Genomic DNA, 14,904 nt, shown 5'->3' with positions numbered 1-14,904 from the left:
CTAGCCTTCAACTTGAGTGGCTTTTACCTTCAGATGTTTAACCCGAACTCAGGTTAATTATGTGTTCTGAAGAAGGCATAATTAATTTCACTAGATGTCAATTATTGAGTATTTGCTAGCTTAATGATGACAAAATTAGACTAAAGTCTATATATAAGTATGTCAATAAAATAGTTATATTTTTGTATAGAAGATACTGGAATGCAATAGATAAGAGGTTACTAATTAATCTAGAAAATGTAGGAATTGAGAGATGAGCGACATTAAAAGACAAGCCGCTTTGCCTTTACCCACATGGAAGCGACCCCACATCGGGACATCAAATTTTACGAATCCATCGCTTGTCTCATCCAATATTCCCACATTGGCCAATCCAACACGCGGTTTTGGTTTACCAACAAATAATAATACTCCACTCGATACAGTCATGGAAGTAGCAGGCGACCTTCAAGAAGCCTCGTCTGCTAATGAGCAATCATTAGAACCAGAAGCTATCAAAGAAAGGCCTCTTGTTCACGACATTAGTCGGATATCTTTGCGTCGTCCACAGCCGCAACTTATAGTTAGCCAGCCAAAGGACCAGTATGAGCAGTCAGCCACCCAGTCAGCTGACCAGATTATGCTTCTACCTAGACCTAAGTCAAATATAAATATCGGTGGAATAGATTCACATATAGTACAACGAGAATGTGCAGATTGTGAGCAAGAAAAACAAGAAGGACAAACCGAGTTGTCGCTACAACGCGTTAGTGATAACAGCGTTCAGACCCAAGACAATATTGAAAGTCAGTTAAATAATAGTAAGGGTGGAGGAAGCCCGTTATCTCCCGAAGTGCGAGACTTTATGGAACCACGCTTTGGTAGTAAATTCGACAATGTGCGAGTACACACTGACTCCAATGCTACGCAGATGAATAAGTCATTGAGAGCGCAGGCCTTTACTCATGGTAATGATGTTTACTTTAGCGCCGAGAAATCACCTGGTAATAACGAGTTGACAGCCCATGAGTTAACCCATGTAGTACAGCAGACAGGCAAAGTGCAGAAACAAAGCGATGCATCTACAGCACTAGCCCCTGTTGAACAGACATCTAGTGGTATGCCGCCCAAAAAAGGGACAACTAAAATTGACAAAAATAATACCACAATTACTGCTTCGGGAAAAAATATTACCGAAGCAATTACAAACTTAACATCACAAGGAAAGGGCGAAGCGGGCAGTGTTACTTGTGCCCCCACAAAAGATGTCAAAACTTACCAAGCAGAAGATCAATCCGATGAAATTGTCTACGAAGCAGATATTTTAGTAACAGAAACTAAGGCAATGCCCATCTGGACGGAACTCGACCAACAATGCGAACCCGTTAAAAAAGAATGGGCAAGGTTTTATAGCGCTCTTGATACACACGAGAATGGGCACATTAGTATTGACGAGAAGGCTTTTAAAGATTTACACAAAAAGCTTCTTGGCAAAACAACCTTAGCATCTGACAAGATTTTTAACGATACTTACGCCCAAGCAAATACTGATAACAACGCCTACGACACCACAACGAAACATGGACTCACTCAGGGTACAGCAGTAACTCCGGTACAGTGCGGCCCAGAAAAAGTTTCTCAAAGTGGAGATGAATCGGATGCAAAGGTAGAGGTTCAAACTCAACAATAGAAGCGAAAACACCATAACGCAAATCTGCTAATAATTTTCGCGTTTACACCGCCAACAAGTGCAATCGAGTCATTTCGATATTCTAAGCTTGCTGATAAAAGCAAAAGATGAAAATGGCAAGAGCATGAGCGATGCCGAATTAAGAGATAACCTCTTAACTTTACTCAATGCTGGTCACGAAACTACTGCTACTGCCCTCGCTTAGGCTTTGTACTGAATTCATCAACAGCCAGAAGTCTATCAGAAACTGTTGTATGAATTACAATGTTTAAATACCCCGACCCGCTCCTTATTTCTCAACTTCCTTATCTGACAGCAGTTTGCAATAAACTTTGCGGATTTACCCTGTAGTTGTTTTCACTTTTCCGAGAATTACTATACGCTCTGTTTGATTTTTTTGTATTTAAGGTTAATCTTATAAAAGATTGCCAAATCAATATTTAATTATGTAAATTATATAAGAAGTCCAATTATTTTCAAGATTTTTGTATCAGTCACAAGTTTCGGATGCTACACATAACTTGATTGGACGCAGGAGTATGGGTGACTCAAAATTATAAAATAAATAATTTTCTACATATTTGAGCTTTGCTTAAAAATTCATCTTTATGAAATAGCTTAACTTGATATTTATTAATCTCTCTAGAATTTTATTGCTAGTTAAAATTTAAGAAGATTCTTCATTCTTTATTTCTTGATAAGAATATCATTAATTCCACCAATGCAGTGAGAGTTTGAATGATTGATAATAGAGAAGTAGTGAAGAAATCTAAAAGGATAAACATAGTATGTTTAGCACCCAAGTCAGTATTCTCGGTTATGAAGTTAGCGAAGAACTTTACAACGGTCCTCGAACTCTAGTTTATCGGGGATATCGGGAAACTGACTCCTTACCAGTGGTGATTAAACTGCTGAAAAATCCTTATCCTAGCTTTAGCGAACTCGTACAATTTCGAAATCAGTACACCATTACCAAAAATCTCAACTATCCCGGAATTATCCAAACTTACAGCTTGGAACCCTATCAAAATGGCTATGTGTTGGTAATGGAAGACTTTGGGGGAATATCCCTTTCTGAGTGGAGTGGGAGAGAGGGGAAGATGGGGGGAGAACCACAAAATCAAATTAAGTTTTTACAAATTGCAATATCTCTGTGCGACACCTTAAATTATCTCTATTGTCATGATGTTATTCATAAAGATATTAAACTCGCAAATATTCTGATTCACCCCGAAACAAAAAAAGTAAAATTAATCGATTTTAGTATTGCTTCTCTTCTTCCCAGAGAAACTCAAACAATAATTAATCCTAATTTATTAGAAGGAACCCTTGCTTATTTATCTCCCGAACAAACTGGGCGCATGAACCGAGGGGTAGACTATCGCAGCGATTTCTACTCTTTGGGTGTGAGTTTTTACGAATTGCTGACTGGAAAATTACCCTTTCAGTCAGACGATCTAATGGAGTTGGTGCATTGTCACATTGCCAAAATGCCTACTGTATTGGGTAACAGAGAAGATATTCCCCAGGTATTTTCTGATATCGTTATGAAATTAATGGCAAAAAATGCTGAGAATAGATATCAGAGTGCTTTGGGATTAAAGCATGATTTAGAAGAATGTTTATATTAAATCCAACAAACCGGAACAATTACATATTTTGAAATTGCCAAAAGAGATATTTGTGACAGATTTATTATTCCAGAAAAATTATATGGTCGAGAAACGGAAGTCGAGAAACTACTAGAAGCGTTTGAGAGAGTATCCGCTGGAAACAGCGAAATGATTTTAGTTGCAGGGTTTTCCGGTATTGGGAAAACTGCGGTAGTTAATGAAGTTCATAAACCAATTGTCAAACAACGCGGTTATTTTATTAAGGGCAAATTTGACCAATTCAATCGGAACATCCCCTTTTCGGCATTTGTGCAAGCTTTCCGCAATTTGATGGGGCAATTACTCAGTGAAAGCGATCAACAAATCAAACAATGGCAAAATAAAATTACTGAAGCATTAGGTGATAATGCCCAGGTAATTATTGAAGTAATTCCAGAGTTAGAACTTGTTATTGGTAAACAATCTCCTGTGCCAGCAGTATCAGGCATTGCAGCACAAAATAGATTTAATTTACTATTGCAAAAATTTATTGAATTATTTACTGAAAAAGAACATCCATTAGTGATATTTTTAGATGATTTACAATGGATTGATTCTGCCTCATTAAAACTCTTGCAATCTTTAATGAGTGAAGGAAATTATGGCTCTGTATATAGCGATAAACAGTTTGGCTACAAGAGTTTTTATTATAAGTACACTTATTGATGGCTAGGTTCTCTTCCTGATAATTTTACTTACGGTACGGAGTCTGTGATTTGCTGTCTCAGCCTCATCTAATGCCAGTTGCTCTGTCTCCAAATCTTGAGCGTGAGCTTCTCCCCTGCTCTCTTGGGTGTTAATGATAAATCTTTAACCGGACAGTATATGACAGATTAATAGTGCTGACCTACCCAAACTGAGTCGAGTTAGCCCGTAAATACACGTATGCAATTAGATTATAATTAGATTATTATATAACCGAAATATTACTGTGATTTTTGAAGGTTTTTATATATGTAAATGGCTGATTTCAGAGGATATACGGTAACAATAACCAAAGCGATCGCGGTAATTTAATTTTCATAAATCTTATATTATTCCGATTAAAAAACTCAGAAAAGATGATGAACACAGAATGTACAAACTGAAGCTAATAATCGATTATAGCCTAAAACTAGTACGGTAAAACTCTGAGAAATGCCAAACTTAGTTCTTTTTTAGAAGATGAGAGCCACTCTCTAGACGTATGCGCATCTACAAGAGGTCTGAGGCTAAAAACCTCTTCTTTGGCACTTCAGGCTTTAGTGAAGACTTATGCAATGTATAGGTTTTTATGATGGAATTTTTAGATAATTTTTTCTCTACTAGCCAGTTTATTCCCCACGGACATTGCTATCTCTGGAAACCAGGATTGGTGTGGTTGCATCTGATTTCAGATGTGTTAACTGGACTTGCTTATTATTCAATTCCAGTGATGTTGGTTTATTTTGTTCGTAAACGGCGAGATATGCCTTTCGGCTGGATATTCCTAATGTTTGGCACATTCATCGTTGCTTGTGGCACAACTCATTTAATGGATATATGGACGCTTTGGTATCCTACCTATTGGCTATCAGGGTTTCTCAAAGCTATCACCGCTTTTGTCTCCGTATTAACGGCTATAGAGCTTGTACCATTGATACCACAGGCGCTGGCTCTACCGAGTCCTGCTCAACTAGAGGCTGCAAACTACCAGCTAGCAAAAGAAATTGCTGAACGCATACGGACTGAGGAGGTGTTGAGGGAAAGCGAACAACGCTGGCAATTAGCTTTGCGCGGCAATAAGGATGGAATTTGGGACTGGAATGTTAAAACCAATGAAGTTTTCTTCTCACCTCGCTCGAAAGAAATGCTCGGTTACGAAGACCACGAAATTTCTAACCATTTAAATGAATCTGTAACACGAGTGCATCCGAACGATATTGAGCGGGTGCAACAAGCGGTTCAAGATCACTTTGCTCAGAAAACACCGTTTTACATAACCGAGTATCGAATTTTATGTAAAGATGGCACCTATAAATGGATTTTAGATCGAGGGCAAGCACAGTGGGATGAAAATGGTAATGTAGTACGAATGGCAGGCTCACATACTGACATTACCGATCGCAAGCAAGCAGAGGAGACACTAAATAGCCTACTTAACCAATTAGAAAGCATGGTTGAGAAAAGGACAGGAGAGTTAAGAAGAATCAACGAATCATTACAGACAGAAATTACTGAACGCCAGCGAATAGAAGAAGCATTGCGAGAGAGCGAACAGCGATTTCGGGCTGCATTCCATCAAGCTGCTGTTGGCATTGCCCATGTCGCAATCGATGGAAGCTGGTTGTTCGTTAATCAGAAGCTTTGCGATATTCTCGGTTACACACTCGAAGAATTACAGTTATTAACTTTCCAAGATATTACTCACCCGGACGATCTTAACACTGACCTGAAATATGTTGAGCAGATTTTAGCAGATAATATTCAAACTTACTCGATGGAAAAGCGCTATTTTCGCAAAGATAATTCTTTAGTTTGGATTAATCTCACTGTGTCTTTAATGCACGAACCTAATGGGGAGCCAAAGTATTTTATTTCTGTGATAGAAGATATTAACGAACGGAAAGCCGCACAGCACGAACGCAAGGAGTGGGAAGAACAAATTAAAGCATCACTATTAGAAAAAGAGGTGTTATTAAAAGAAATTTACCATCGGGTCAAAAATAATTTACAGGTTATTTCCAGTCTGCTAAACCTGCAATCTGCCTATATCAAAGACCAAGAAGATTTGGTAATATTTCAACAAAGCCAACAGCGGATTGCATCAATGGCTCTCGTTCACGAAAAATTATATCAATCTCAAGACTTAGCAAGGATTAATTTTGGTGAATATATTCGAGATTTGGTAGCAAGTTTATTTACTGCTTATGAAGTCAATGAAGATGCGATCGCTTTAGCAATAAATGCTGAAGATTGTATTTTTCTCGGTTTAGATACAGCAATTCCTTGTAGCTTAATTATCCATGAGCTTGTATCTAATTCCTTAAAATATGCATTTCCCAAGGATAGGAATGGTGTAATTAATATTGAAATCAAAAAAGAAATTAACAATAATTTAAGACTGATAGTTAGTGATAATGGTATTGGCTTACCACCAAATTTTGATTTTAAAAAACTCGCATCATTAGGATGGGAATTGGTAGATGCTTTAACCCATCAACTAGCAGGAAATATGAATATTACAAGTGCTACTGGAGTAGAGTACCAAGTGATATTTCCTTTACCATAAATAATTAACAAAAGATGAAAAACGCAAAAATTTTAGTTGTGGAAGATGAAGCTATTGTTGCCAAAGACTTACAATATCGACTTAAAAAAGTTGGTTACACAGTGCCTGCTATCGCTTCTTCAGGAGAAGAAGCAATTAATATAGCAATAGAAATATCTCCAGATTTAGTACTGATGGATATCAAGCTTAAAGGCTCAATGGACGGCATAGAAGCTGCTGAAGAAATCTATAAGCGTTTGGATATTCCAGTAATTTATTTAACTGCTTATGCAGATGATAATACATTGGAACGAGCTAAGATAACTGAGCCGTTTGCCTACCTACTGAAACCTTTTAAAGAAAGAGAACTACAAACAAATATTGAAATAAGTTTGACTAAACATGGTTTGGAAAGGCAATTAAAAGTTAATAAAAAATGGCTGGATGCACTTTTAAAAAGTATCAGCGATGGTGTGATTGCTAGCGACTTACAAGATTTAATCACTTTTATGAATCCGGTTGCGGAAAATCTAACTGGATGGAAGCAGGAAGAAGCCTGTGGCAGAAATTCCTCAGAAGTATTTAATATTGCTAATGGCGAAACTCATAAGCCTGTTGAAAGTCCGATTATAAAAGTTCTTCAAGATGGTACTATCGTTAATCTCCCCGCAGAAACAATTTTGATTACTAAAGATGGTGCAGAAATACCAATTGATGACAGCGCTGCACCGATTAAAGATGACAAAGAGAATATTACAGGCGCTGTATTAGTTTTTCGAGATATTACCGAGCGCAAACGAGCGATTGAGGCACGTCAAAGGCAAATTGAGCAAGAGCAACTTGTGGTGCAATGGGAAAATATAAATCAACTCAAAAATGACTTTTTGAATTTAGTTTCTCACGAACTGCGATCGCCTCTGAGTAATATCAAGATGATGATTCAAATGATACAACTATATAATAATACTGAGGAAGCTCAACGCTATCTAAAATTAATGGAAAGCGAGTGCGATCGCGAACTAGAATTAATTAACGATCTACTAGACTTACAACGGCTAGAAAGCTCATCCTATCAAGTTATTACACCTGATGCGTTGCTCTTACAACAGTGGTTACTTTGGGTTATCGAGCCGTTTCAAATTCGTGTTCAAGAACATCAGCAAACTCTACAGGTGAATCTCCCTGTAAACCTCCCGCCGCTATTCTCAGATGGCATTAGCTTGGAACGCATCGTAATAGAATTGCTCAATAATGCCTGTAAATACACACCTGCGGGTGGTGAAATTGTCTTAAGTGTAAGTCACAATTCCTCAGAAACACCTGCAAAAACAATTATTACTGTCAGTAATTCAGTAGAAATTCCGGTAATAGAGTTACCACAGATATTTGATAAATTTTATCGTCTCCCCAATGCAGATATCTGGAATCAAGGTGGTTCGGGATTAGGTTTATCTATAGTAAAGAAATTAGTCGAACAATTGCAAGGAAACATTAAAGTAGAAAGTGGCAATGGATGGACTACATTCACTCTGACATTAACTGATTTATAGCATTTGATAATCCATAAATTGCTAGGTGAGTTTGGGGAGCAAATTTTTTTTTGTTGTCAAAGATTTGGATACTTAGCAAATTATTTTCGAGAAATAATAGATTTTTGATATTAAAACTTAATAAAATTGATTGTTGTTCCGATTGGGTTTCACTGCCGTCTAACCCAACCGGAAATAATAGATTTTATGAGGAGTAATTAACCGAACTTGATATGAGATAATTAAAGCAAATTATTAAATATCGAAAAATGTCATTAACTATATCTTCCACACCTCAAGGTTTTAGTACATTCATCACTAATTTGGGAATACGAGATACAACTGATGATTTTGTATTTATTAAATCATCAGTTCCTTGTGTTGCAGATGGAGTCTTCACTCAAAGTCTTTTTGCTGGGCCAAGTGTTACTATTAGCCGCGATAATTTAAAAGATTCACAAGCACAAGCAATTGTCATTATATCTAAAAATGCAAATGTAGCTAATGGTTCTGTTGGCATTGCTGACGCCCAAGAAGTTCTGCAATTAGTTGCAACTGAAACTGGAATTGCTACACATAATATTGTGATAGCTTCTACAGGTGTAATTGGCAGACGTTACCCCATTGAAAAAATCCGAAATGGTTTATTAGGATTGGGCAAAAAATTGACTGATGCTGATTTTCATGCCGCCGCTCGTGGGATTATGACCACCGATACAGTAGCTAAACTAGCTACACGGCAAATAGGAAATGCCAAGCTAGTAGGAATTGCCAAAGGTGTTGGCATGATTGAGCCTAATATGGCTACCCTTTTAACTTTCTTTTTTACTGACGCTGCAATTTCTGCAAATAGCCTTCGTTCTATTTTTCGTTCTACTATAGATAAAACTTTTAATTGCTTGAGTGTAGATACGGATACTTCTACTAGTGACTCCGCCGTGATTCTAGCTAATGGTTTAGCCGGTGAAGTTTCAGAACCAGATTTTGCTAGTGCATTGCAAGAAGTTGCACAGGAATTAGTGCTGAAAATTGCACGAGATGCAGAAGGTGCTACTAAGATAATTGAGGTAACTGTAGATTCAGCGATTAACTATGCACAAGCTAAAACAGTAGCTAAATCAATTGTAAATTCACCATTGGTAAAAACTGCTGTTTATGGAGCAGATCCGAATTGGGGACGAGTTGCTATGGCTATAGGCAAATGTGAAAATGAACAGGATATCAATCCAGAAAGAGTTGTTATTAGTTTTGATAATGTGAAAGTTTATCCTAGTAGCTTAACTGAGGAAAATCTAGAACAGTTACGGCAAATTATGTCTAAAGATAAAGTAGATATTCATGTTAGCCTTAATATTGGCGATGCCTCTGCAACTGTATGGGGTTGCGATCTTTCAGAGGGTTATATAGAAATTAATGGTAAATACTCAACTTGATTAAACCTCTTGCACAAATGCAAAATTTGCCCTCAATCTCTTCTCCCAAAATTGGGAGAATGGGAGCGAATTTCAAAGTCCCTCTCCCAAACTTGGGTGAGGGCTTTTGATTCATTGCGCTTGGCGTTGAAGAAAGAGCGTAGCGTCTTGTAGATAAGGAAGGGTCAATTAGTGGGGGACGATTTCTCATTGCCCTTTTAAGGTTAAGTTGACTTTTTCGCTCGAATCTTGTCAAAGATTGTACCTTCATCAAAGAATTTTGCCTGAATCTCGTCCCATCCTCCTAAATCTTCAGCTTTGAAGATAGTTTTAATTTGGGGAAAATTGGCTTCTGTTTCTTTGGCGATCGCTAGGTTAACGGGACGAAATCCCAATTTGGCAAACTCTCGTTGCGAGTCTGGGGTGTAGAGAAATTTGATAAATGCTTCTGCAACAGAGCGAGTACCGTGTTTATCAACGTTTTTATCGACAATAGCAACAGGATTATCGATGGAGATATTAATATCAGGTACAATATATGGAAGTTTTTCACCATTTTCCGTCGATACAATCATCTCTTTTTCATAGTTGAGCAAAACGTCACCCTGACCATGTTTGAAGAATAGGTCGCTGGCATTACGAGCAGTTTTAGGTAACACAGGTACATTCTTATAGACTTTAGAAATAAAGTCTATTGCTTGATTGTCATTTCCGCCAGTATTTATCACTGAACCCCAGAGATTAAGAAAACTCCAACGAGCCGCACCAGAAGTTTTGGGGTTAGCTGTAACTATCTTGACGCCATCTTTTGCCAAATCTTCCCAAGTTTTAATATTTTTGGGATTACCTTCACGAATAGCGATCGCATCTACAGATTTGGTAACAATTGCATTATTAGGCGCTTCTTTTTCCCAACCTGGTTGAATAAAGCCCGCTTCAACAAGTTTATTAATGTCAAGGGGAAGTGACAAATGTACCACATCAGCTTCCTTACCCTCAATCACCGCTGCAAGGGTTTGGGAAGCTGACGCATCATAGCTTTGATTGAAAGTGACGTTTTGGTTGTGTTCTTTCTTCCATTGTTCGATAAATTTGGGAATGATTTGCTCGTATGCTGCGCTAGTAACTGAGTAAGAAACAAACGTTAAGGTTACATTAGGCTGAGAAACTGCGCTAGTATTACCAGTGTAATTGACATTACGTAAAGAGCAAGCAGCTAACAGGATACTCAAACTAATTCCAGCTAAAAATAGAGAGACAATACCCCACGAAGTATATCTATAGAACCAACTTTGGATTGGTTGTATACACCACGGTTTTATAGCCTGCAAAGGTTTAACAATACAAGTGGAAACTAATTGAGTTAAATATCTCCTGAGTTTAAGAGTAGGTTGCCACTGGTTCATCAAATTTTTCCTTTGAATCTGTAGTATTTTAAACGAGATCCTGTAAAGGGTCATTATAAAACGGTGGTTAAACAAAAATATTTTTTATCAACCTAAATTTAAACAAGTTATTCAAAATATTAAGGAGAAGTAGTTTTAGTAACTTCTGGACTGCGAATGATAATATGTCCCTTGTCAGCTTCTTGGATCGCCAACACTAAGGGTAGCTCATTAGGTTTTGCATTTGGGGGCAATGCTGGAAACAAATAAATCCAGCCGCCACGTTCTAGAAGTAAGCGCCACACTCTCGGCTGCTTTGGATTGCTGATATCATTATCTTTTCTGCCTCGCAAGTCCTCGAATAGACCTCGATCGCCAATAATGCGGTAGCCTTTCAAAGACGGATCGGCAAATATGTCATCAAGTTTGCGTCCTACAGCAAACTTTTCTTCCGGTGTAATTAAGGCTACAACGGGCAAAGTGGAGTTTTGACCAGCGTCTCGTCGTGCATCTGTAACGCCTTGCCAACGAGCTAACCAAAATATCACTATTAAAACCCAGGATACTATTACTATTTCATTGACTAGCGATCGCAGAAAATCAACTGAACGCAGTTGTCCAGAACTAAATTCAGCTAGAGATTTGAGCCGTTTAGCTGTCCATGAGCGTTTGTGTTGAGTTGCAGAGATGATGCGACTAACTAGTAATTGGCTGGCAGAGACTACCGTATCACTGATGATTTTAATTAACCATAACGTTGCCTGAATTGCGATCGCAGCTCCAAAAAAAGCGATCGCTGTTTTGCAGATTGTCCAGATATCTCCGAAAAATATTTGCAGGGGAACTATGAGAAAAGACTGTGCAGGTAAGTTGAGGGGATGTGAATCAATTCATCTCTAGGGGCATAGATATACGCCCCTAAACTTTTTGACGTTTCTAACGATAAACACAATATTAACAAGAAACATTGGGATGTTCCTCACAAACATTGCGATATTTCTGACAAACATCACGATGTTGATACGAAACATTGCGACATTCCTGACAAACATCACGATGTTGATACGAAACATTGCGACATTCCTGACAAACATCACGATGTTGATACGAAACATTGCGACATTCCTGACAAACATCACGATGTTGATACGAAACATTGCGACATTCCTGACAAACATCACGATGTTGATAATCACAGCTTCTGTTAAACCCAATGAAAAACAGCTACCTGTTATTTTATGAAAAAATTTTTCAGCAGTTTTTTGGCTTTGGGTATTTGTCTAACGCCTTTAACAGTAATGCTGATGGCTCAACCCACCAGGGAACAGACTCAAAACTCGCGATCGCAAGAAGGAGAAAAACGTGGGAATCATAACTAATTACCCAGACTTGATATCATTAGAGAAGAACACCAATAATTCGTAGAGTGTGCGTAAGTCCTATCACTCACAGCAACTTATCTGGTGTAATTGGCAAATTACGAATCCGCTTACCTGTGGCATGATAAACTGCATTAGATATGGCAGCCGCTACTCCAACAATCGGAAGTTCCCCCAAGCTTTTGGTTCCTAGTGCATTCACATAAGGATCGTGTTCTTCAATAAATTGCACTTCCATATTGGGGATATCTGCATGAACCGGAATCAGGTAATCGGAAAGGTTAGCACCAACTATTCTGCCCTGATTAGTATCCATGACAGTTTTCTCCATCAGCGCCATACCAATTCCCCAGGTAATTCCGCCGATAACTTGACTCCGCGCTGTCTTGAAGTTGAGAATTCGCCCTGCATCATAAACGCCTACGCAACGTCTAACTTTAATTTCTCCTAACAATTCATCAACTGCAACTTCGACAAATATCGCCCCAAATGAATGTTTAGCGTATTGTTGGCTCTCTGGATTGAGTGAGGATTCCTCTGTAACTTCTAAACTTTCTAATCCATGACGGCGCAGAATATCGCTGTAGCTGTCTCGCTTCGATGGGTCTTGTTTTGAAAATATTTGCCCTGACTCAACGGTAATATCTTCTGTTTACGAACCGTAAAGCAGAGAATTTGCATCTACGATCGCCATTTTAATTATCTTATCCCGTGCGGCGATCGCGGCTTGATGCACGGCCGGGGAAACGCTGGCAACGGTAATTGAGTTCCCTGTCATTGGGGCTTTGGGAAGATTGGTATCACCTAATTCAAACTGCACTGGTAATCCCAATACCTCAGCAGCTACCTGCGTCATCACTGTATAAGTACCAGTACCGATGTCTTGAGTACCACTTTGTACTTTTACTTCTCCAGTAGCAAAAATTTCTACCTTGACTGATGCAGTTCTAGCATTGGTGGGAAATGTCGCACTTGCCATTCCCCAACCAATCAGGAAATGACGATCTCGCAGGGAACGGGGAACTGGATTGCGTTGTGCCCATCCAAAAATTTCTGCCCCTTTTTGATAACATTCTTTCAGAGATTTACTTGACCAAGGTAATCCTTTGTGCGGATCGATATCTGCATGATTTCTCAGTCTTAGTTCAATTGGGTCAATATTTAAGGTGTATGCCAGTTCATCCATTGCCGATTCTAAGGCAAACATTCCCGGCGCTTCTCCTGGTCCCCGCATAAAGGTTGGTGTGCCGGCGTTGATGCGTCCCAAACGGTATTTAATTTCCAAATTGGCACAGGCGTACATCATCGTTGTTGCTGCACCCACAGGTTCGGCAAAGTCATCAAACAGGGAAGTTAAAGATGTCCCAATTTGCTCGATTACAGTTAGTTTGCCTTCCTTGGTTGCACCTAACGTTAGCTGCTGCTGAGTTTCAGAACGGTGGCCGCAAGCTGTATACATTTGCGATCGCGTTAGCACAACTTTTACTGGGCGTTTTACTTGCCGAGCGGCGATCGCTGCTAAGATCGTATGCGATCGCAGCAGTGCTTTACAACCAAATCCGCCGCCTAAATATTTGGAGATGACGCGAACATTTTCTTCGGGAATATTCAGAATAGATGCGATTCGGTTTTGGGTTGCAGAAACGCCTTGAGTGGTTTCATAAAGCGTCAAATTATCTCCTGACCACATCGCGATCGTTGCAGAAGGTTCTAGGGGATTATGATGTTCTATTGGCGTAGTATAAACTTGCTCTACCAAGACATCTGCCTGTACTTTCCCCGATTCAACATCTCCTCTGGTGATTTTAGCTGGTATCGTGCCAAAAAATATTGATTCGGGTTCAAATATCTCTGTATGTGCCATTGTGACTGTCGGAATGGCTTCTTCGTAGATAATTTGTATCCTAGAGGCAGCGGTTTCGGCTTCTTCTAAAGTTTGGGCAATTACAACTCCCAGATGTTGACCATCGTAGTAGATATTATGGTCTTTTTCAGTTGACTGAGGTTGTGGTGGGCCAAAGAAAGGTATTTTTACTAGAGATGGGGTTTGTTGGTAAGTAACGACATCTAGCACACCAGGGGAGACTGCGGCTGCTGTTGTGTCTATTTGGATAATTTTACCGCTGGCGATCGCGCTTTGAAAAATCACTCCATAAGTTAAATTCTCGATTGGCACATCGGCTGTGTAAGGTGCTTCTCCCGTTACTTTCAGCCTACCATCAACGCGATCGAGTGGTTTCCCAATAATTTTATTCATAATTTTTCTGCCACAACTGAGAGTGCGCGGATCAAAGCGCGTTTGACTAACTCAATTTTGAATTCATTGTGTGTTTGCGGTTTTGCTTCTTTGACGGCTGTTTCTGCTGCGGCTGTAAAGATATCTTCGTTAATTGCTTTTCCTTTGAGAAATTCCTCAGCATCCCTTGCACGCCAAGGTTTGGGTGCTACTCCCCCAAAAGCGAGGCGTGCTGATTTTATCGTGTCTTGTTCTATATCTAAGGCAACAGCTACAGAAACGAGAGCAAATTCGTAAGAAGCTCGATCCCTTACTTTTAAATAATGGGACTTATATGAACCTATCCCACTAATAATATTTTGTTAATCCAGATATGAATTGTAGCAAGGTCAATGAATGCGTCAAAGTAAACT

9 protein-coding genes and 2 pseudogenes are annotated in these 14,904 nt (G+C 39.0%); 7 read left to right on the top strand and 4 right to left on the bottom strand.

What is annotated here, in order from left to right; translation table 11 throughout:
- The first annotated feature begins 253 nt into the window (after positions 1-253).
- The 6 genes and pseudogenes from HWQ43_RS15715 to argJ all read left to right on the top strand — a co-directional run bounded on the left by HWQ43_RS15715 (position 254) and on the right by argJ (position 9,512).
- A complete protein-coding gene (locus tag HWQ43_RS15715) occupies positions 254-1,669 on the top strand; it encodes a DUF4157 domain-containing protein (protein ID WP_292735384.1) in 1,416 nt (471 codons plus the stop codon).
- A 58-nt stretch (positions 1,670-1,727) separates the two neighbouring features.
- On the top strand, positions 1,728-1,874 hold the full coding sequence (locus HWQ43_RS33780; protein WP_366932834.1) for a cytochrome P450: 147 nt from the start codon (positions 1,728-1,730) through the stop codon (positions 1,872-1,874).
- A gap of 583 nt (positions 1,875-2,457) precedes the next feature.
- Positions 2,458-3,915 (top strand): annotated as a pseudogene (locus HWQ43_RS15705) (AAA family ATPase); the annotation flags it as partial.
- 679 nt (positions 3,916-4,594) lie between these two features.
- Positions 4,595-6,571 carry a PAS domain S-box protein gene (locus tag HWQ43_RS15700; RefSeq protein WP_292735381.1) on the top strand — a complete coding sequence of 659 codons (1,977 nt, stop codon included), beginning with the start codon at positions 4,595-4,597 and terminating at the stop codon, positions 6,569-6,571.
- 14 nt (positions 6,572-6,585) lie between these two features.
- A complete protein-coding gene (locus HWQ43_RS15695; protein WP_292735378.1) occupies positions 6,586-8,100 on the top strand; it encodes an ATP-binding protein in 1,515 nt (504 codons plus the stop codon).
- A gap of 248 nt (positions 8,101-8,348) precedes the next feature.
- Positions 8,349-9,512 (top strand): bifunctional glutamate N-acetyltransferase/amino-acid acetyltransferase ArgJ, encoded by a 1,164-nt coding sequence (gene argJ, locus HWQ43_RS15690; RefSeq protein ID WP_292735375.1) that lies wholly within the window; start codon positions 8,349-8,351, stop codon positions 9,510-9,512.
- Between the two features lie 203 nt (positions 9,513-9,715).
- On the opposite strand, the gene HWQ43_RS15685 is transcribed toward argJ, so the two are convergent.
- Together HWQ43_RS15685 and HWQ43_RS15680 are read right to left on the bottom strand one after the other, a co-directional pair.
- On the bottom strand, positions 9,716-10,897 hold the full coding sequence (locus HWQ43_RS15685; RefSeq protein ID WP_292735372.1) for a sulfate ABC transporter substrate-binding protein: 1,182 nt from the start codon (positions 10,895-10,897) through the stop codon (positions 9,716-9,718).
- A gap of 119 nt (positions 10,898-11,016) precedes the next feature.
- Positions 11,017-11,424: a hypothetical protein gene (locus HWQ43_RS15680; RefSeq protein ID WP_292735369.1), complete on the bottom strand. Its 408-nt coding sequence runs from the start codon at positions 11,422-11,424 to the stop codon at positions 11,017-11,019.
- 690 nt (positions 11,425-12,114) lie between these two features.
- Here HWQ43_RS15680 and HWQ43_RS15675 point away from each other — a divergent pair.
- Positions 12,115-12,255, top strand: coding sequence for a hypothetical protein (locus tag HWQ43_RS15675; RefSeq protein ID WP_292735366.1), 141 nt, complete (start codon positions 12,115-12,117; stop codon positions 12,253-12,255).
- A 67-nt stretch (positions 12,256-12,322) separates the two neighbouring features.
- Here HWQ43_RS15675 and HWQ43_RS15670 read toward each other — a convergent pair.
- Both HWQ43_RS15670 and HWQ43_RS15665 read right to left on the bottom strand, forming a co-directional pair.
- Positions 12,323-14,512 (bottom strand): annotated as a pseudogene (locus tag HWQ43_RS15670) (xanthine dehydrogenase family protein molybdopterin-binding subunit).
- A complete protein-coding gene (locus HWQ43_RS15665) occupies positions 14,509-14,835 on the bottom strand; it encodes a hypothetical protein (RefSeq protein WP_292735387.1) in 327 nt (108 codons plus the stop codon). The pseudogene HWQ43_RS15670 and the gene HWQ43_RS15665 overlap by 4 nt, the downstream one beginning before the upstream one ends.
- Positions 14,836-14,904 lie beyond the last annotated feature (69 nt).

The organism is Nostoc sp. JL31, assembly GCF_017114965.1.
GTDB classification, from domain to species: Bacteria; Cyanobacteriota; Cyanobacteriia; order Cyanobacteriales; family Nostocaceae; genus Nostoc; species Nostoc punctiforme_A.
This window is presented reverse-complemented; position numbering and strand designations above follow the sequence as displayed.

Bases quoted from the DNA above. Each gene is read 5' to 3' on its own strand.
- HWQ43_RS15685 (WP_292735372.1), bottom strand. From the start codon at position 10,897: ATGAACCAGTGGCAACCTACTCTTAAACTCAGGAGATATTTAACTCAA.
- argJ (WP_292735375.1), top strand. From the start codon at position 8,349: ATGTCATTAACTATATCTTCCACACCTCAAGGTTTTAGTACATTCATC.
- HWQ43_RS15675 (WP_292735366.1), top strand. From the start codon at position 12,115: ATGAAAAAATTTTTCAGCAGTTTTTTGGCTTTGGGTATTTGTCTAACG.
- HWQ43_RS15715 (WP_292735384.1), top strand. From the start codon at position 254: ATGAGCGACATTAAAAGACAAGCCGCTTTGCCTTTACCCACATGGAAG.
- HWQ43_RS15695 (WP_292735378.1), top strand. From the start codon at position 6,586: ATGAAAAACGCAAAAATTTTAGTTGTGGAAGATGAAGCTATTGTTGCC.
- HWQ43_RS15700 (WP_292735381.1), top strand. From the start codon at position 4,595: ATGATGGAATTTTTAGATAATTTTTTCTCTACTAGCCAGTTTATTCCC.